Raw genomic sequence first — 17,678 nt, 5'->3', positions numbered from 1 at the left:
TGATGCAGCGAACCTCTATCGCACTCCTCAGCGGAGTCCGCGTCTCGCAACGGCCCGGCGTCGCTCGCCGCGCCTGCCTGTTTCGTTTTCACAGTCTTCCAGACCGGACATCGACAGATGCCCGGTTTTTTTGTGCTGACGAACAGGAGTCCTGATCCATGGCTGAACCTCTTTCCTTGCCGCCGGTGCCCGCGCCGCCGAAGGGTGAGCGTTTGAAAAACAAAGTGGTGCTGCTGACCGGTGCCGCTCAAGGCATCGGCGAAGCCATCGTTGCCGCGTTCGCCTCGCAGCAGGCCAGACTGGTGATCAGCGATATTCAGGCAGAGAAGGTCGAGAAGGTTGCCGCTCAGTGGCGCGACAAGGGCTACGACGTGCAGGCGATCAAGGCTGACGTCTCGCGCCAGCAAGACCTGCATGCCATGGCCAGACGGGCCATCGAGCTGCACGGGCGCATCGACGTGCTGGTCAACTGCGCCGGGGTCAACGTGTTCCGCGACCCGCTGCAAATGACCGAAGAAGACTGGCGTCGTTGCTTCGCCATCGATCTGGACGGCGCCTGGTACGGTTGCAAAGCCGTGCTGCCGCAGATGATCGAGCAGGGTGTCGGCAGCATCATCAACATCGCCTCGACCCATTCCAGCCACATCATTCCCGGCTGCTTCCCGTATCCGGTGGCCAAGCACGGCCTGCTTGGGCTGACCCGGGCGCTGGGCATCGAATATGCGGCGAAGGGCGTTCGGGTCAACGCCATCGCCCCGGGGTACATCGAGACGCAACTCAACGTCGATTACTGGAACGGTTTCGCCGATCCGCGCGCCGAGCGTCAGCGAGCATTCGATCTGCACCCGCCGAAACGCATCGGCCAGCCGCTCGAAGTGGCGATGACCGCCGTGTTTCTGGCCAGTGATGAAGCGCCGTTCATCAACGCCTCTTGCATCACCATCGATGGTGGGCGCTCGGTGATGTACCACGACTGAGTGGATCGTGTTTCAGGCGGTGAACTCCGCGTGAAATCCAATCATCATACGATATGACTATTTTCAACAGGCTTTGCAGCAGTACGTGTCACGCCACCACACCTGTGGCGAGGGAGCTTGCTCCCGCTCGGCTGCGCAGCAGTCGTAAATTCGGGCTGCGCGGTGTGTTTGATTGACCGAGGTAACCGGTTTTAGGGCCGCTTCGCAGCCCAGCGGGAGCAAGCTCCCTCGCCACAAGCTGTTTAATTTGCTCAAAAAAAATAACAAGGAGTCAGCTTATGAAACGTCGTTTCGGGATTCGTACCCTGTGCAGTGCCGCCCTGGCGGTCACCGCGTTCAGTCTGAGCAGTACGCTGCTCGCTGCCGATGCCGTGAAAATCGGTTTCCTGGTCAAACAGGCTGAAGAGCCATGGTTCCAGACCGAGTGGGCTTTTGCTGAAAAAGCCGCCAAGGATAAAGGCTTCGAACTGATCAAGATCGCCGTGCCGGACGGCGAGAAAACCCTCTCGGCCATCGATAGCCTCGCCGCCAACGGTGCCAAAGGCTTCGTGATCTGCCCGCCGGACGTCTCGCTCGGCCCGGCGATCATGGCCAAAGCCAAACTCAATGACCTGAAAGTGATTGCCGTGGACGATCGTTTCGTCGACGCCAGCGGCAAGTTCATGGAGGACGTGCCGTACCTCGGCATGGCCGCGTTCGAAGTCGGCCAGAAGCAGGGCAACGCGATGGTCGCCGAGGCGAAGAAACGCAACTGGGACTGGAAAGACACCTACGCGGTGGTCAACACCTACAACGAACTCGACACCGGCAAGAAGCGCACCGACGGTTCGATGAAGGCGCTCGAAGACGCCGGCCTGCCGAAAGACCACATCCTGACCGCTGCGCTGAAAACCCTCGACGTGCCGGGCAGCATGGACGCCACCAACTCGGCGCTGGTCAAGCTGCCCAGCGCGGCGAAGAACCTGATCATTGGCGGCATGAACGACAACACCGTACTCGGCGGCGTCCGCGCCACCGAAGCCGCCGGGTTCGCTGCGGCCAATGTGATTGGCATCGGCATCAACGGCACCGACGCCATCGGCGAGCTGAAAAAGCCCAACAGCGGTTTCTTCGGCTCGATGCTGCCTAGCCCGCACATCGAAGGCTACAAGACTGCCGAGATGATGTACGAGTGGGTCACCACCGGCAAAGAACCGCCGAAGTACACAGCGATGGACGACGTCACCCTGATCACCCGTGAGAACTTCAAGCAAGAGCTGGAAAAAATCGGCCTGTGGAATTGATGGCTGCTCGATCGGTGTGAAGAGGTGACTCAGATGCACGCGCAAGTACAGACACATGCAAGCAGCGCCGGCGGCAGCCTGCGCTTCAACGGGATCGGCAAGACCTTCCCCGGGGTCAAGGCGCTGGACGCCATCAGCTTCGTCGCCCATCCAGGGCAGGTGCACGCCTTGATGGGCGAGAACGGCGCTGGCAAATCGACCCTGCTGAAAATCCTCGGTGGCGCCTACATTCCGAGCAGCGGCGAGTTGCAGATCGGCGAGCAGACCATGGCGTTCAAGTCGACGGCCGACAGCATCGGCAGCGGCGTCGCGGTGATTCACCAGGAGCTGCATCTGGTGCCGGAAATGAGCGTGGCCGAGAACCTGTTTCTCGGTCATCTGCCGGCCAGTTTCGGCCTGATCAATCGCGGCCTGCTGCGCCAGAATGCCTTGGCCTGCCTCAAGGGCCTGGCCGATGAAATCGATCCGCAGACCAAGGTCGGGCGCCTGTCGCTCGGTCAGCGGCAATTGGTGGAAATCGCCAAGGCGCTGTCCCGTGGCGCGCATGTGATCGCCTTCGATGAGCCGACCAGCAGCCTCTCGGCGCGCGAAATCGACCGTTTGATGGCGATCATCAGCCGCCTGCGCGATGAGGGCAAAGTGGTGCTCTACGTCTCGCATCGCATGGAAGAAGTGTTCCGCATTTGCGATGCGGTGACGGTGTTCAAGGACGGCCGTTACGTGCGCACCTTCGATGACATGAGCCAGTTGACCCACGATCAACTGGTGACCTGCATGGTCGGCCGCGACATTCAGGACATCTACGATTACCGCAGCCGTCCACGCGGCGCGGTGGCGTTGAAGGTCGACGGTTTGCTCGGCCCGGGGCTGCGTGAGCCGGTGAGTTTCGAGGCGCACAAGGGCGAGATTCTCGGGCTGTTCGGCCTGGTCGGGGCCGGGCGCACCGAGCTGTTCCGCTTGCTCAGCGGGCTTGAACGCAACACCGCCGGACGCCTCGAACTGCGCGGGCATGAATTGAAGTTGCGCTCGCCGCGCGACGCGATTGCCGCCGGGATCCTGCTGTGCCCCGAGGACCGGAAAAAAGAGGGGATCATCCCGCTGGCCAGCGTTGCCGAGAACATCAACATCAGCGCGCGCGGTGCCAATGCCAGCCTCGGCTGCCTGCTGCGCGGGCTGTGGGAGAAGGGCAACGCCGACAAGCAGATCAAGGCGCTGAAAGTCAAAACCCCGCACGCCGGTCAGCAGATCAAATTCCTGTCCGGCGGCAATCAGCAGAAGGCGATTCTCGGCCGCTGGCTGTCGATGCCGATGAAGGTGCTGCTGCTCGACGAGCCGACTCGCGGCATCGACATCGGCGCCAAGGCCGAGATCTACCAGATCATCCATAACCTGGCCGCCGACGGTATTTCGGTGATCGTGGTGTCCAGCGACCTCATGGAGGTGATGGGCATTTCCGACCGCATTCTGGTGCTCTGCGAAGGCGCGCTGCGCGGCGAAGTCAGCCGCGACCAGGCCAATGAATCCAACCTGCTGCAACTGGCTTTGCCGCGCCATCGCGCTGACGGCGTGGCGAACTGAGAGGTGACTATGATGACCATCCAAAACAAGGCGCTGCCGACTCCCCGCAAACCGCTGGACCTGCGGCGCTTCCTCGACGACTGGGTCATGCTGCTGGCGGCGATCGGTATCTTCGTCGCCTGCACGCTGCTGATCGATAACTTCCTCTCGCCGCTGAACATGCGCGGGCTGGGTCTGGCGATTTCCACCACCGGCATTGCCGCGTGCACCATGCTGTATTGCCTGGCGTCAGGTCACTTCGACTTGTCGGTGGGCTCGGTGATCGCCTGCGCGGGGGTCGTTGCGGCGGTGGTGATGCGCGACACCAACAGCGTGTTCCTCGGCGTCAGCGCAGCGCTGGTGATGGGCCTGATTGTCGGGCTGATCAACGGCATCGTGATCGCCAAGTTGCGGGTCAACGCGTTGATCACCACGCTGGCGACCATGCAGATCGTTCGCGGCCTGGCCTACATTTTTGCCAACGGCAAAGCGGTGGGCGTGTCGCAGGAATCGTTCTTCGTCTTCGGCAACGGCCAGTTGTTCGGCGTGCCGGTGCCGATTCTGATCACCATCGTCTGCTTCCTGTTCTTCGGCTGGCTGCTGAACTACACCACCTACGGGCGCAACACCATGGCCATCGGTGGCAACCAGGAGGCGGCATTGCTCGCCGGGGTCAACGTTGACCGGACCAAGATCATCATTTTCGCCGTGCACGGCGTGATTGGTGCGCTGGCCGGGGTGATTCTCGCTTCGCGCATGACCTCCGGGCAGCCGATGATTGGCCAGGGTTTCGAGCTGACGGTGATTTCGGCATGCGTGCTCGGCGGCGTGTCGCTGAGCGGCGGGATCGGCATGATCCGCCACGTGATTGCCGGGGTGCTGATTCTGGCGATCATCGAGAACGCGATGAACCTGAAGAACATCGATACGTTTTATCAGTATGTGATTCGTGGTTCGATTCTGTTGCTGGCCGTGGTCATCGACCGCCTGAAACAACGCTGAGATCAAAAGCTCCCCCTCACCCTGGCCCTCTCCCAGAGGGAGAGGGGACTGATTGGGGGATCTTTCAGAGATACATCGACCTGAAAGTGCTTTGCTGAATCCATAATCGACTGGATTTTTCAGGTCGATGCAGAGCGTGAAACTGCTCGGTCAGTCCCCTCTCCCTCCGGGAGAGGGCTAGGGTGAGGGGCTTTTGATTCTCCCGCCTTCTGTCACCTTCCCTAAATTTCCCTTGCCCGCCCGCACCCGTTTCGGGTATCACTTTGTACATGATTAGACAGGTACGATTTGATAAGAAACAACGGGTGGTCGACGAACTCGTCCGGCGCATTGAAAGCGGCCTCATGGAGGACGGCTTTCTGTTGCCCGGCGAGCATCAGTTGGCTCAGGAATTCAATGTCAGCCGTGGCACGTTGCGCGAAGCGCTGGCCGAACTGAAGCGGCGCAATTACATCGCTACGCAGAGCGGAGTCGGCTCGATCGTCACCTTCGACGGTGTAGTGCTCGATCAGCGCAGCGGCTGGGCGCAGGCGTTGGCCGACAGCGGGGCGCTGATCAACACCGAAGTGCTGCGCCTGGAAGCGGTGACGCGGCCTGATCTGCTTTCGCGCTTCGGCACCGACCAATTCATCACCCTCGATCGCCGTCGTCGTTCCAACGACGGCACGCTGGTGTCCCTTGAACGTTCTTTGATGCCGGCCACCGGCGGCCTGGAAAGCCTGCCGCGCGTCGGTCTGATCGACAACTCGCTGACCATCACCCTGGCCGCTTACGGCTACATCGGCGAGCGCGGTGATCAGTGGATCGGCGCCGAACCACTCAATGCCGAAGACGCCGAACTGCTCGGGCGCCCGGTCGGCACCGTGTTCCTCAAGGCCCTGCGTACCACCTACGACCGGCAGAACCGTTTCATGGAGCAGGTCGAAAGCCTGCTCGACCCGGTGCATTTCCGCCTGCACCTGCAATTTGGAGAATCGAAATGACCGCGCTCAACCGTGCCCTCGGTGCGTTTTATGGCCTGGCCCTGGGTGATGCGCTGGGCATGCCGACGCAATCGTTGAACCGCGAAACGATCAAGACCCGCTTTGGCAAAATCACTGATCTGCAGGACGCCGGTCCCCTGCAACCGATCGCGGCCAACATGCCCAAGGGTTCGATCACCGATGACACCGAACAGGCGATTCTGGTCGGCGAGTTGCTGATTGAAGGCAAGGGCCGGATCGAACCGGCAGTCCTCGCCCAGCGGCTGATCGAGTGGGAAGCCGAGATGCAGGCCAAGGGTTCGCAGGACCTGCTCGGGCCATCGACCAAACGCGCCATTGAAATGATCCTCGCCGGGCATTCGCCGGAGGAGGCCGGGCGTTACGGCACTACCAATGGCGCGGCGATGCGCATCACTCCGGTGGGCATTGCGGCAGACGTCGCCGATCCCGAGCGTTTCATTACGGCCGTGGTGCAGGCCTGTCAGGTCACCCACAACACCACGCTGGGGATTTCCAGTGCGGCGGCGGTGGCGGCGGTGGTCTCGGCCGGGATCAACGGCATGGATCTGGGCGAGGCATTGAACCTTGGCCAGCAGATTGCGCAACAGGCCGAGGCACATGGGCACTGGGTGGCCGGCGGGCGCATCGCTTCGCGCATCAGTTGGGCGCGAACCATCAGCGTCGACAGTGACAAGGCGCTACTGGCGGATCTGCTGTACGACGTGATCGGCACTTCGGTGGCCTCGCAGGAATCGGTGGTGGTGTCGTTCGCCCTGGCGCAGCAAGTGGCCGTTGGCGAGATGAGCGCATTCGATGCGTTGTGCATGGCCGCCAGCCTTGGCGGTGACACTGACACCATCGCGGCGATTCTCGGCGCCATGCTCGGGGCCTGCCTGGGTCTTGAGAGTTGGCCGGCGCCGATGATTGCCACGGTCAAAGCGGTCAATCATCTGGAGCTTGAACCGTTGGTGCAGGGGCTGTTGACCCTGCGTTGACTGAGCTGACGCCTTCGCGAGCAAGCCCGCTCCCACAGGGGATTTGAGCCGTTCACAAATCTCCTGTGGGAGCGGGCTTGCTCGCGAATGGCGCGCTGCGGATTACGGATTTTTACCCCGCAATGGATCGCACAGACAGGCCGAGGATGGCCGGGATGTCTTGTCGTTTTGAGTCATTGCCACAACCACAATAAAGGCAAACAGGAGCACTGTTCATGAGTTCAACAAACGCCGGGCCAAGCGCCGGGCAACTGGAAACCCGCGGCATTGAGCCGGTGCCGGAAGCTGAGTGCAACGGCCATCCGCTGCAACTGTTCTGGGTCTGGTTCGCCGCCAACATTTCCATTCTCGGCCTGCCATTGGGCGCCACGCTGGTGGCGTTTCGCGGGCTGGCGATCTGGCAGGCGATCATCGTTGCCATCGTCGGCGCCGCCGGTTCATTCGCCGTGGTCGGGATCATCTCGATTGCCGGCCGCCGTGGCCGCGCGCCGAGTTTGACCTTGTCGCGGGCGATCTTCGGCGTGCGTGGCAATATCGGCCCGACGCTGGTCTCGCTGATGTCGCGGCTGGGCTGGGAAACCGTCAACACCACCACCGCCGCGTTCGTGTTGCTGTCGTTGTGTTCGATCCTGTTCGGCTCGCCGGTTGAAGCGAAAAGTGCGCCAGTGCTGACGCTGATCTTCATCGCGATTTTCGTCCTGCTGACTCTGTCGGTTTCCGGCCTCGGTCACGCCACCTTGCTGGTGATCCAGAAGTGGGCGACCTACGTGTTCGGCGCGCTGAACATTCTGGTCGGCGGCTTCCTCTGCGCGACCATCGACTGGAGCGCGGTGTTCAACGCCACGCCAGCGCCGCTGAGCGCGATGATCATCGGCATCGGCACCATGGCCGCCGGCACCGGGATCGGCTGGGCTAACGCCGGTGCGGACATGTCGCGCTATCAGCACCGCAGCGTCAAGGCTGTACGGCTGGTCGCCTCGGCGGCGTTCGGTGCGGGGATTCCGCTGGTGCTGCTGATCACCCTCGGCGGCCTGCTGTCGGTGGGCAACAACGATCTGGCATCGGCGACTGACCCGATCGTGGCCATCCGCGACATGCTGCCGACCTGGATGGCCGTGCCGTACCTGATCACCGCGTTCGGTGGCTTGCTGCTGTCGAACAACCTGTCGGTGTACTCCGCCGGTCTGACCACGCTGACCCTCGGTCTGAAGGTCAAACGCGTCTACGCGGTGGTGGTCGACATCGTGGCGATCTTCGCCGGCTCGATCTACTTCATGCTGATTGCCGACAGCTTCTACGGCCCGTTTATCACCTTCATTTCGCTGCTGGCGGTGCCGATCACCGCGTGGGTGGGGATCTTCGTCGTCGACCTGATTCACCGTCACTACTACAGCCCCAAAGACCTGCTCGATGTCAGCCCGAGCAGCGCCTATTGGTATCGCGGCGGCATCGAGTGGCGCGCGTTCGGCGCGTGGGCGATTGCCATCGTGCTCGGCTTCAGTTTCACCACCATCGGCACCACGGCCGAGAACGTCTGGTTCAAGGGCTTTTTGTCCGACTCGTGGCTGGGCCACAACGGTCTGGGCTGGATCGTGACCTTCGTGGTGGCCGGTGGCATTTACCTGGTTCTCGGCGGGGCGAAAGATCGTCGCGCCGCGCAAGTCGAGAATGCTCATGCCTAAGATGTTGCACACCGGCCAGGTCATTATCGACTTGGTCATGGCCGTGGATCAGTTGCCGCAAGTCGGCGGCGATGTGCTGGCGCAGTCTGCCGCTTTCGAGGCTGGCGGCGGCTTCAACGTGATGGCCGCAGCCGTACGCAATGGTTTGCCGGTGGTTTATCTCGGTCGCCATGGCTCCGGACGTTTTGGTGACTTGGCGCGTCAGGCGATGAAGGATGAAGGCATTCACATCGGCATCCAGATGCCTGCACAACGCGATACCGGGATATGCGTGGCGCTGACCGATGCGTCGGCCGAGCGCAGTTTCATTTCCTACATCGGCGCTGAAGGTGAGGTGACCGGAGAGGACTTGAACAGCGTGGCGGCCGAGGCGGGCGACTACGTTTATGTAAGCGGTTACAGCCTGCTGCACGCAGGCAAGGCGCAGGCGCTGCTGGACTGGACGCTGGCGCTGCCGGAGGTGATCAACGTGGTGTTCGATCCGGGGCCGTTGGTGGAGTCGCCGGACTCGCCGTTGATGCGGGCGCTGCTGCCGCGCATTGATGTGTGGACCAGCAACAGCGTCGAGGCGTTGCGCTTTACCGAGGCTGCAGACATTGCTCAAGCGCTGGATCGGCTGGCGGATCATCTGCCCAAGGATGTGCTGATGGTGGTGCGCGATGGACCACAGGGTTGCTGGATTCAGCAGCGTGGCGAGCGTCGGCATGTGCCGGGGTTTGCGGTAAAAGCCGTGGACAGCAACGGGGCGGGTGATGCCCATGCCGGGGTGTTCGTCGCCGGGTTGGCGCAGGGTTTGCCCGCCCATGAGGCGGCGCGGCGGGCGAATGCGGCGGCGGCTTTGGCAGTGACACGATGGGGGCCGGCGACTGCGCCGGGAGTTGCTGAGGTGGATGCGTTTATCCACGAGTCCTGCGGCGATTGATCAACCGCCTTCGCGAGCAAGCCCGCTCCCACAGGGGGGATTTGCGTCTTTCACAACTCCAATATGGGAGCGGGCTTGCTCGCGAAGAGGCCATACGGCTCAGCACAAAATATGGATCAGCCGGCCTTGCGCAACGCCGCAATCAACTCATCCTTGCGCATCGAAGAACGCCCGGCAATGTTCTTCGCCCGCGCCTCTTTGCGCAGACTGTCGAGAGTCTGCGTCTCGCGCGAGGCCTTGCTGTCGCGCGCATGTCCCCCGCGACTGGCCACCGCTCGCCGCGATGATTCTTTGCGGTCTTCGGACTTGGCACTCGCCGGTTTCTTGCGTCCGGAACCGCCAGCCTTTTCGCCGCCGCCCGACTGTTTGTTGACCGTCGCCCAGGCACGCGCCTCGGCTGCATCCTTCGACAAGCCTTTTTTCTCATAGCTGTCTTCGATGTGTTCGGCCTTGCGCTTCTGTTCGGCGGTGTATTTGTCTTTGCTTCCACGAGGCATGGGATTTCTCCTCTTGTGTGCAGATTCGGCCGCTCGCCGCACCGGCAGCGAGCGGCCTGAGGTCTACTGCAGATCCAGCTTGCGCGCCGCTTCGACGCCAGCCGCACTGAGCTTGATCGGCAGATTCAACGAGTGTTCGCCGGCCTCGTTGCAGGTCACATGACCGTGGTGGATCAGTCCGCGATCCTGCAGAGAGGCGAGGGCGCTGGCCACCACTTTCTCGCCGCGATAATTGTCCAGCACCTCTTTGCCCAGTCCGCTCGGATGGGCATGCAGCAGGCGGGTGAGGACTTCTTTTTCCAGGTTTTTATCGACGTTCATGGTTACCTCTTCATGGATGTGAATAGGACGCTCGCGTCGGCGAACTACTGGCTGCCGCCCTCGGAGCCCGAGCCACCGGTGGTGGTTTTCGAGCCGATGCCGGGGCCGGCGTTATCGGGTGTGGCGGGGGAGTCAGGGGTGTTCATGCCACCCTGGCGGCCGGGGTCGCTGCCTTGGGTGCGTGGGTCGGTGCCAGTGGCAGGTGGCTGGTTGATCAATGGAACCCCGGAGCCATCGGTGTTCATGCCTGGGGCACTGTTGATGGCCGGGGCGCGCGGTGATGGAACCGGATCGGTGGGGCCTGTGCCCGCTGCGGTGGTGGACGCGGCGAAGACCGCTGGGCAGAGCAGGGCACTGAATACGAGGGCAGTCAACCTTGACGGGATCATAGGGCTTCTCCAGTGATTGAATTCCTTACCTGTGTTTGGTCTGCCCTTGAATCGGATTGGTGCCTGATGAGCGACGAACGGTCGAGACACAGGATTATCAGTCGAGGCCGATTTCTTCCTTGAACTGCTCCATGAAACCCTTCAGGCGTTGATGGCGGATCTGCGCCAGACGCTGACCGGCGCCAGTCTGGAAACCATCGGCCAGGTGCAGCAGCTTGGTCTGAAAGTGATCGAGGCAGAAGCGGGTGTCGTCGTAGTCGCGCTCCTTGGCTTCAGGGTCGAGCGGGTCGTACAACGCACTGCCCATGCGCCCGGCGACGTAGAAGGTGCGGGCAACGCCGAGCATGCCCAGCGAGTCGAGCCGGTCGGCGTCCTGGACCAGTTTCGCTTCGAGGGTCAGCGGGGTGATGTTGGCGGAAAAACTGTGGGCTTCGATGGCGTGGGTGGCGCCACTGATTTTGCTTTCGGGCCAGTCCAGATCGGCCAGCACGTTGGCGGCTTTTTCTGCGGCGAGGCGCGAAGCCTGCGAGCGCAGCGGCGAGTTTTTTTCCACGGACACGCAATCGTGCAGCAGCACGGCAGCGAGCAACACTTCCAGGTCGCCACCTTCCTCGGCCTGCAAGGTGCGCGCGTTGTGCCAGACCCGTTGCAGGTGGGCGAGGTCGTGGGCACCGTCGTCGCCGGGTTCGAGGGCGTGGGGCAGCAGTGCTGCTGCAAGCGCCTCCACGGGCATAAAAATCTCAGTGTTCATGAGCATCCTTTCAGACTGGCGAAGTTCCTGTGGGAGCGGGCTTGCTCGCGAAGGCGTCAATCCAGTCACCATCATTGTTGTCTGTCAGACCGCTTTCGCGAGCAAGCCCGCTCCCACATTGCAATATCGGCGCAGGATATTCTCTGTGTTGCCATGTGACGAGCGCCGCATCCGGCCTTAGTATGGCGCTTTCCCTTTTCCGACAAGGCCCGTTCATGACGATCGAAATCCGCCCGGCGACCCCCAGCGATGCACCGCAAATCCTCGCCTTCATCACCGAACTGGCAGATTTCGAAAAGGCTCGCCACGAAGTGATCGCCAGCGTCACCGACATCGAGCGCAGCCTGTTCAGCGAAGGCGCCACCGCCCACGGCCTGATCTGCCTGCGTGACGGTGTGCCGATCGGTTTTGCGGTGTTCTTCTTCAGCTATTCGACGTGGCTCGGCAGCAATTGCCTGTACCTCGAAGACCTCTACATCACCCCCGAACAACGCGGCGGCGGCGCCGGCAAAACCCTGTTGCGGCATCTGGCGAAAATTGCCTGTGCCAATGACTGCGGGCGCTTCGAATGGAGCGTGCTGGACTGGAACACCCCGGCCATCGAATTCTACAAATCCCTCGGTGCGCAGCCGCAGGAAGAGTGGGTGCGCTATCGCATGGATGGCAAGGTGTTGCGTGAGTTTGCCGAAGGCTGAGGAGATGATGGCAATCCGATGTTGAAGTGATTGCCGCCACCGCTCTAGTCCGGCATTCTACGCGCCATTTTTGCGCGCTCACGGACGACACCTGCAATGCTTCTGGCAAAACTTCTCCACGCCCGTGGGGCCTTCGCTGTGTCTCTGAGTGACCGGCGATGAGCGGATTGCGGGCGTCAATGCGCCTGTATGGCCTGGTGAAAAACTCAGGCTGCTCTGACAACCCTCAGCGTCAACCGGTAGACATCCTGTGCATCGTCAATCGCACGGGCGGCAAAGCCATTCGTGCGTTTGTGTCGCGGCTCGACGCCGAACTCATGACACGCAGCGCCGGCCTGGGTGACTACCGTGTGATCGCGTTACGCCACTTCGAGCCGAATGCGTTTATCGACGCGCATCAGGGCTGGCTGACGCTGCACATCTGTTGCGGTTTCGTCGCCCCCGCCAGCCATTCGTTGCTCAAGGACGGCGCGTTGATGCCGATGGGCTGGTACGTCTATTCCGAGATCGGCCAGTGGACCGCCGAACATCATCTGGACCTCGGCGTGCAAATGGCCGATCTGCTGCAAACGGCTTACGAGCGTAATCAACTGCGCAATTACAACGCCTGGCTCAACGAACTCGACGACGCCGCGCCGGCCGAACTGGCCTGGCAAACCGACCGCGCCTGGCGACATCTGCAAACTGCCACATCACCCGACAGCCGTGAGCACTGCCACGCACTGTTCGACCCTGTCGACAACCGCTGGCGCTTCGCCGCGACCGACATCGACATCCATCAGCCGCACCCGGAACCTCTGAAGCAAGGAGCTTTGAATTGAGTGGTAAACCCGCCGCCCGCGTCACCGACCCGACCGCCTGCCCATTGCCAGGCCATGGCACCAACCCGATCGTTTCCGGCTCGCCCGACGTCTTCTTCGACGGCCTCGCCGCTGCGCGCATGACCGACAAATCAGCCTGTGGCAGCCCGATCACCGGCGCTGTTTCCGGCACCGTATTCATCAACGGCCTGAACGCCGCAACCCTCGACAGCACCGGTGGCCACGGCAATGTCGTGGTCGGTGGTTCGGGCACGGTGATGATTGGACAAAGTGGCGGAGGGGCAGCGTTTAGTGGGTTGTTGCCGATGCCGGTGCATTTCAATGATCGGATGCAGGTCGTTAATGAAGCCACGGGCGAACCTATTCCCGACCACCCTTATGCGATTCAGCGAGGCGATGGGCGTGTTGAGCATGGCATCACCGATGAACAGGGCTTTACCCATATGGTCAGTTCGCATTTGGCCGAAACTATTAAACTGTTCGTAGAGTGATCGAAATGGAAGTCGAAAATCCCGCACTCAACGATTGTAAAACTGAAGTGGCTGGTCATGAGTTGACCTGCAAGACTGATCAGAGCGTAAAACAGGCTGCGGTTAAAGTAAAAAAAGTTGCAGTGTTTTTTATTGGCGGTGCTGGGGATAAGGAAGAGTACTATCAAAATGAGCCGCCGCATCATAATGTGATGAATGCATGGAAGCAGTTAGAGAAGCGTCTTACTAATGAGCAGAAAGTTGAGGTGAATCTGCCATACATAAGTTACAAAGACGTTCGCGGTGAAAAAGATATTAAAAAGTACGTCGAGCGTCCTTTGAAAGGTGATAAGTCGGTCTATATTGTCGTTGTAGGTCATAGTTTGGGTGGTTGGAATGGTGCACATCTGACTTCGATTTTGAAAGAGCGCGGTTACACCGTAAAGGTATTGGTAACGCTTGATCCTGTTGGCGGTGGCACAGGTGTCTGGATGGTGTCTGATATATATTTCACGACACCGAAGCCCTCGGCAGATTATTGGGTCAATGTATTGGCTTCGCCCAAAGTGACGGATTCATCTGATAACGTTGCCAGCATGGGCGAGCGTTGGGTTATGACATCTGGGCCAGCTATCAACGAAGCGGTAGACGCCAACCATCGTCAGGCAGGGGTCATGTTTGGCGCTACGCTACAGGGTGGTAAATCGGCATGCGATATTGTGTATGAACGTTTGAGTCAATATTTGGAATCTTCGAAATGAAGTCGTTGTTTGTTTTTCTGACACTGCTACTGTGCAGTTCTTGCACTAAGCAACCGGTTCTTCCGGTCATTGATATTGACTTGATTTCTGTCAGTGGTGGAGATGATCACTCATCTTTAGGTATTAAGTTTGGTTCGAAAACCGATCTGTTGAATTTTTTTCAGGATGTGACCGGGGAAAGTCAGTTGGGCGAGTCTTTGTTCTGCTCGCTGGATAAGGATGTCGAGTTTAAGGATTTTGACAAGTTGACTCAGTATTTGGTGGGGGATTTTGTTGAGCTTGATAGTTCTGGATCTAAAGCGGAGCATATTTATATGGCCAAATTGTCCTCGTTTAAAAAAGAGGATGAGGGCGTATCAAATATTTTTATGCCTGCCAGTGAATTATTGCAGGTATTAGGTCAGCGTAATGTCATCTCTTGTAAGGTGTTCACTTCTGCTTATTCATTCGGTGGATATTATTCGAAGTCAATGCTCATCCCAGCAACTGACATCGTGCGTGCGATTCAAGAGAAGCGCGATTGATGGGGCTGAGAGGATTCCGGCTGCTACTGATTGCTGGTTTTTTAACGTGTCGTCCTGCCTGCACCTGAACGGACGTCGTTCAGCGTTAGACAAAATGGACTGATTTAATCCCAAAATATGGGATGTAAAATTACATATTGAGATTTCGCGCTTGAAAGGTCTATAGTCCGTCGCACTCACTGCCAAAAACAAAACAGGTGAAGCGATGCAGGCGCAATTGATCGCGCTCGACTGGGGGACGACCTCATTACGTGCTTACAAACTCGCGGCGGGCGGGGTGGTGCTGGAGCAGCGTGCGCTGTCGTCCGGGATCATGCAGTTACCGAAGACGCCGCGAGTCATCCACGGTGATGAATGCGCCGACGGTTTTGAACTGGCCTTCGAAGAGGCATGCGGCGACTGGCTCGATGCGCAGCCGGATCTGCCAGTGATCGCCTGCGGGATGGTCGGCAGCGCCCAGGGCTGGCGCGAAGCGGCCTACTGCGAGACGCCGGCGAACGTCGCCAATCTCGGAAATTCCTTACAAACACTGGTCAGTCTGCGCGGCACGCGGGTACATATCGTGCCGGGGGTGATCCAGCGTTCGCGTCTGCCCAATGTGATGCGCGGCGAAGAAACTCAGGTCCTCGGCGTACTGCAGAATCTGCCGGCCGAGGCGGGCGGCGATCTGTTGATCGGTCTGCCAGGTAGCCACTCCAAGTGGGTGGAGGTGGTCGAGGGCCGCATCACTCATTTCGACACCTTCATGACCGGCGAAGTGTTCGCTGTGCTCAGTGAGCACAGCATTCTCGGGCGTACCCAGCAACAGGGTGCGGCGTTCGACGGGTTGGCGTTCGACCGTGGCGTGCAAGTGGCGCTGTCGGCGGACGGCGAACTGGGCGTGCTCTCCACATTATTCAGTGCCCGCACCCTGGGCCTGACCGGTGAACTGGCGCCGACGGCGCAAGCGGATTACCTCTCTGGCCTGATGATTGGCCATGAACTGGTGGCGCTTGCCGCAGCCCAGCGGCACCGACGCAATAGTGCGCATCTGCCGTCGATCATCCTCATCGGCAACGCGCAACTCTGCGCCCGTTACGGCCGTGCCCTCGATGCCTGCGGTTTCGCGCGCGTCACGCTGGCCGAGCAGGCCACCGAGCGTGGCCTGTGGCAACTGGCGCTGGCCGCCGGGCTGCTCGATTCCTTATCCCGTTAACCCTGACTGGAGGCCTGACATGCTCAAGCAAGCATTGGCACAAAACGGTCTGATCGCAATCCTGCGTGGCCTGCATCCGCAGGAAGCCGCTGCTGTCGGAGAAGTCCTGTATGCCGCCGGATTTCGCGTCATCGAAGTACCGCTCAATTCCCCGTCGCCGTACGAAAGTATCCGCATCCTGCGTCAGACCTTGCCCGCCGATTGCCTGATCGGTGCCGGCACGGTGTTGACCCCGGAGCAGGTCGAGCTGGTGAAAGAGGCCGGCGGCCAGGTGATCGTGATGCCACACAGCGACGCCAAGGTGCTGCGCGCAGCGAAAGCGGCGGGGCTGTACCTGTCGCCGGGAGTAGCGACGCCGACCGAAGCGTTCGCGGCGCTGGAGGAGGGCGCGGACATTCTCAAGCTGTTCCCGGCCGAGCAGATGGGCCCGGCGGTGGTCAAGGCGTGGCTCGCGGTGTTGCCCTCCGGGACGGTGCTGGCGCCGGTCGGCGGGATCACCCCGGACAACATGCAAGCGTTCATCGACGCTGGTGTGAAAGGTTTCGGCCTCGGTTCCGGCCTGTTCAAGCCAGGCATGACGGTTGAGCAAGTGGCGGCCAATGCCAAGGCCTACGTGGCTGCCTGGAAGGCCCTTCGCTGAGATTTATCCGGCGCTGCGTGCGCTGCATCTAACAAGAGAGACAAACAGATGAAAATCACCAAACTCACCACCTTCATCGTCCCGCCGCGCTGGTGCTTCCTCAAGGTCGAAACCGATGAGGGCGTGACCGGTTGGGGCGAGCCTGTGGTCGAAGGCCGCGCCCACACCGTCGCCGCCGCCGTTGAGGAATTGTCCGACTACCTGATCGGCAAAGACTCACGCAACATCGAGGACATCTGGACCGTGCTCTATCGCGGTGGCTTCTACCGCGGCGGCGCGATCCACATGAGTGCGCTGGCCGGTATCGATCAGGCGCTGTGGGACATCAAGGGCAAAGCCCTCGGCGTGTCGGTCAGCGATCTGCTCGGCGGTCAGGTGCGCGACAAGATTCGTGTGTATTCGTGGATCGGTGGCGATCGTCCGGCCGACACCGCGCGTGCCGCGAAAGAGGCGGTGAGCCGGGGTTTTACTGCGGTGAAAATGAATGGCACTGAAGAGCTGCAGTTCCTCGACTCCTTCGAGAAAGTCGATCTGGCCCTGGCCAACGTTGCCGCCGTGCGCGATGCCGTCGGGCCGAACGTCGGTATCGGCGTCGACTTCCACGGTCGGGTGCACAAGCCGATGGCCAAGGTGCTGATGAAGGAGCTCGACCCGTACAAACTGATGTTCATCGAAGAGCCGGTGCTCAGTGAAAACTACGAAGCGCTGAAAGAGCTGGCACCGTTGACCAGCACGCCGATCGCCCTTGGCGAGCGGCTGTTCTCGCGCTGGGATTTCAAGCGGGTGCTGAGCGAAGGCTACGTCGACATCATCCAGCCGGATGCCTCGCATGCCGGCGGTATCACCGAGACCCGCAAGATCGCCAACATGGCCGAAGCCTACGACGTGGCGCTGGCGCTGCATTGCCCGCTGGGGCCGATTGCGCTGGCGGCGTGCCTGCAACTGGACGCGGCTTGTTACAACGCGTTTATCCAGGAGCAGAGTCTGGGTATCCATTACAACGAGAGCAATGATCTGCTCGACTACGTGAAGGATCCGCGAGTGTTCGACTACGACCAGGGCTTCGTGAAGATTCCGAACGGGCCAGGGCTGGGCATCGAGATCAACGAGGAATACGTGATCGAACGCGCGGCGGTCGGCCACCGCTGGCGCAACCCGATCTGGCGCCATGCCGATGGCAGTTTTGCCGAGTGGTGAGTGCCTTCTGACCCAC

At 60.6% G+C, this 17,678-nt stretch carries 20 protein-coding genes; 16 read left to right on the top strand and 4 right to left on the bottom strand.

The features are described 5' to 3' along the window. The first annotated feature begins 158 nt into the window (after window positions 1–158). The 8 genes from E4T63_RS20090 to E4T63_RS20050 all read left to right on the top strand — a co-directional run bounded on the left by E4T63_RS20090 (window position 159) and on the right by E4T63_RS20050 (window position 9,401). Window positions 159–977, top strand: coding sequence for an SDR family oxidoreductase (locus E4T63_RS20090; protein ID WP_098965012.1), 819 nt, complete (start codon window positions 159–161; stop codon window positions 975–977). Window positions 978–1,255: 278 nt separating this feature from the next. Further along, on the top strand, window positions 1,256–2,260 hold the full coding sequence (locus E4T63_RS20080) for a substrate-binding domain-containing protein (RefSeq protein ID WP_047295641.1): 1,005 nt from the start codon (window positions 1,256–1,258) through the stop codon (window positions 2,258–2,260). Window positions 2,261–2,293: 33 nt separating this feature from the next. Further along, on the top strand, window positions 2,294–3,838 hold the full coding sequence (araG, locus tag E4T63_RS20075; protein WP_041069226.1) for an L-arabinose ABC transporter ATP-binding protein AraG: 1,545 nt from the start codon (window positions 2,294–2,296) through the stop codon (window positions 3,836–3,838). 12 nt (window positions 3,839–3,850) lie between these two features. Continuing rightward, complete coding sequence (gene araH / locus E4T63_RS20070; protein WP_027612371.1) at window positions 3,851–4,819, top strand: L-arabinose ABC transporter permease AraH; 969 nt, start codon at window positions 3,851–3,853, stop codon at window positions 4,817–4,819. A gap of 269 nt (window positions 4,820–5,088) precedes the next feature. Continuing rightward, window positions 5,089–5,802 carry a GntR family transcriptional regulator gene (locus E4T63_RS20065; RefSeq protein WP_134787068.1) on the top strand — a complete coding sequence of 238 codons (714 nt, stop codon included), beginning with the start codon at window positions 5,089–5,091 and terminating at the stop codon, window positions 5,800–5,802. Continuing rightward, window positions 5,799–6,797, top strand: a complete 999-nt coding sequence (locus E4T63_RS20060) for an ADP-ribosylglycohydrolase family protein (protein ID WP_135296329.1) — start codon at window positions 5,799–5,801, stop codon at window positions 6,795–6,797. The genes E4T63_RS20065 and E4T63_RS20060 overlap by 4 nt, the downstream gene beginning before the upstream one ends. Window positions 6,798–7,012: 215 nt before the next feature. Further along, a complete protein-coding gene (locus E4T63_RS20055; RefSeq protein ID WP_098965008.1) occupies window positions 7,013–8,479 on the top strand; it encodes a purine-cytosine permease family protein in 1,467 nt (488 codons plus the stop codon). Then, window positions 8,472–9,401: a PfkB family carbohydrate kinase gene (locus E4T63_RS20050; protein WP_135296328.1), complete on the top strand. Its 930-nt coding sequence runs from the start codon at window positions 8,472–8,474 to the stop codon at window positions 9,399–9,401. Before E4T63_RS20055 ends, E4T63_RS20050 begins: the two co-directional genes overlap by 8 nt. A 116-nt stretch (window positions 9,402–9,517) precedes the next feature. Here the strand turns inward: E4T63_RS20050 and E4T63_RS20045 are convergent, their stop codons facing one another. The 4 genes from E4T63_RS20045 to E4T63_RS20030 all read right to left on the bottom strand — a co-directional run bounded on the left by E4T63_RS20045 (window position 9,518) and on the right by E4T63_RS20030 (window position 11,359). Then, entirely contained in the window at window positions 9,518–9,898 is a 381-nt protein-coding gene (locus E4T63_RS20045) for a Rho termination factor N-terminal domain-containing protein (RefSeq protein WP_134787064.1), read from the bottom strand. Between the two features lie 63 nt (window positions 9,899–9,961). Continuing rightward, entirely contained in the window at window positions 9,962–10,219 is a 258-nt protein-coding gene (locus tag E4T63_RS20040; RefSeq protein ID WP_096794892.1) for a hypothetical protein, read from the bottom strand. A gap of 44 nt (window positions 10,220–10,263) precedes the next feature. Then, window positions 10,264–10,608 (bottom strand): hypothetical protein, encoded by a 345-nt coding sequence (locus tag E4T63_RS20035; protein ID WP_096794893.1) that lies wholly within the window; start codon window positions 10,606–10,608, stop codon window positions 10,264–10,266. A gap of 97 nt (window positions 10,609–10,705) precedes the next feature. Then, entirely contained in the window at window positions 10,706–11,359 is a 654-nt protein-coding gene (locus E4T63_RS20030) for an HD domain-containing protein (RefSeq protein WP_135296327.1), read from the bottom strand. A 215-nt stretch (window positions 11,360–11,574) separates the two neighbouring features. On the opposite strand from E4T63_RS20030, the gene E4T63_RS20020 reads away from it, so the two are divergent. The 8 genes from E4T63_RS20020 to dgoD all read left to right on the top strand — a co-directional run bounded on the left by E4T63_RS20020 (window position 11,575) and on the right by dgoD (window position 17,662). Next, window positions 11,575–12,054, top strand: a complete 480-nt coding sequence (locus E4T63_RS20020) for a GNAT family N-acetyltransferase (RefSeq protein ID WP_003226995.1) — start codon at window positions 11,575–11,577, stop codon at window positions 12,052–12,054. A gap of 158 nt (window positions 12,055–12,212) precedes the next feature. Further along, complete coding sequence (locus tag E4T63_RS20015; protein WP_135296326.1) at window positions 12,213–12,875, top strand: hypothetical protein; 663 nt, start codon at window positions 12,213–12,215, stop codon at window positions 12,873–12,875. Continuing rightward, window positions 12,872–13,366: a PAAR domain-containing protein gene (locus E4T63_RS20010; protein WP_098965003.1), complete on the top strand. Its 495-nt coding sequence runs from the start codon at window positions 12,872–12,874 to the stop codon at window positions 13,364–13,366. Before E4T63_RS20015 ends, E4T63_RS20010 begins: the two co-directional genes overlap by 4 nt. 5 nt (window positions 13,367–13,371) lie before the next feature. Next, window positions 13,372–14,106 (top strand): hypothetical protein, encoded by a 735-nt coding sequence (locus E4T63_RS20005; protein ID WP_098965002.1) that lies wholly within the window; start codon window positions 13,372–13,374, stop codon window positions 14,104–14,106. Next, the gene (locus tag E4T63_RS20000) at window positions 14,103–14,630 is read left to right on the top strand and encodes a hypothetical protein (protein ID WP_098965000.1); all 528 of its coding nucleotides are present in this window, start codon (window positions 14,103–14,105) and stop codon (window positions 14,628–14,630) included. The genes E4T63_RS20005 and E4T63_RS20000 overlap by 4 nt, the downstream gene beginning before the upstream one ends. A gap of 205 nt (window positions 14,631–14,835) precedes the next feature. Continuing rightward, on the top strand, window positions 14,836–15,825 hold the full coding sequence (locus E4T63_RS19995; protein WP_135296325.1) for a 2-dehydro-3-deoxygalactonokinase: 990 nt from the start codon (window positions 14,836–14,838) through the stop codon (window positions 15,823–15,825). A gap of 19 nt (window positions 15,826–15,844) precedes the next feature. Beyond that, window positions 15,845–16,465 (top strand): 2-dehydro-3-deoxy-6-phosphogalactonate aldolase, encoded by a 621-nt coding sequence (locus E4T63_RS19990; RefSeq protein WP_041069252.1) that lies wholly within the window; start codon window positions 15,845–15,847, stop codon window positions 16,463–16,465. 48 nt (window positions 16,466–16,513) lie between these two features. Then, the gene (gene dgoD, locus E4T63_RS19985; RefSeq protein WP_135296324.1) at window positions 16,514–17,662 is read left to right on the top strand and encodes a galactonate dehydratase; all 1,149 of its coding nucleotides are present in this window, start codon (window positions 16,514–16,516) and stop codon (window positions 17,660–17,662) included. Window positions 17,663–17,678 lie beyond the last annotated feature (16 nt).

Source organism: Pseudomonas fluorescens, from assembly GCF_004683905.1.
Taxonomy (GTDB): domain Bacteria; phylum Pseudomonadota; class Gammaproteobacteria; order Pseudomonadales; family Pseudomonadaceae; genus Aquipseudomonas; species Aquipseudomonas putida_A.
The sequence above is the reverse complement of the archived record's forward strand: the minus strand, read 5'-3'. Positions and strand labels throughout refer to the sequence as shown.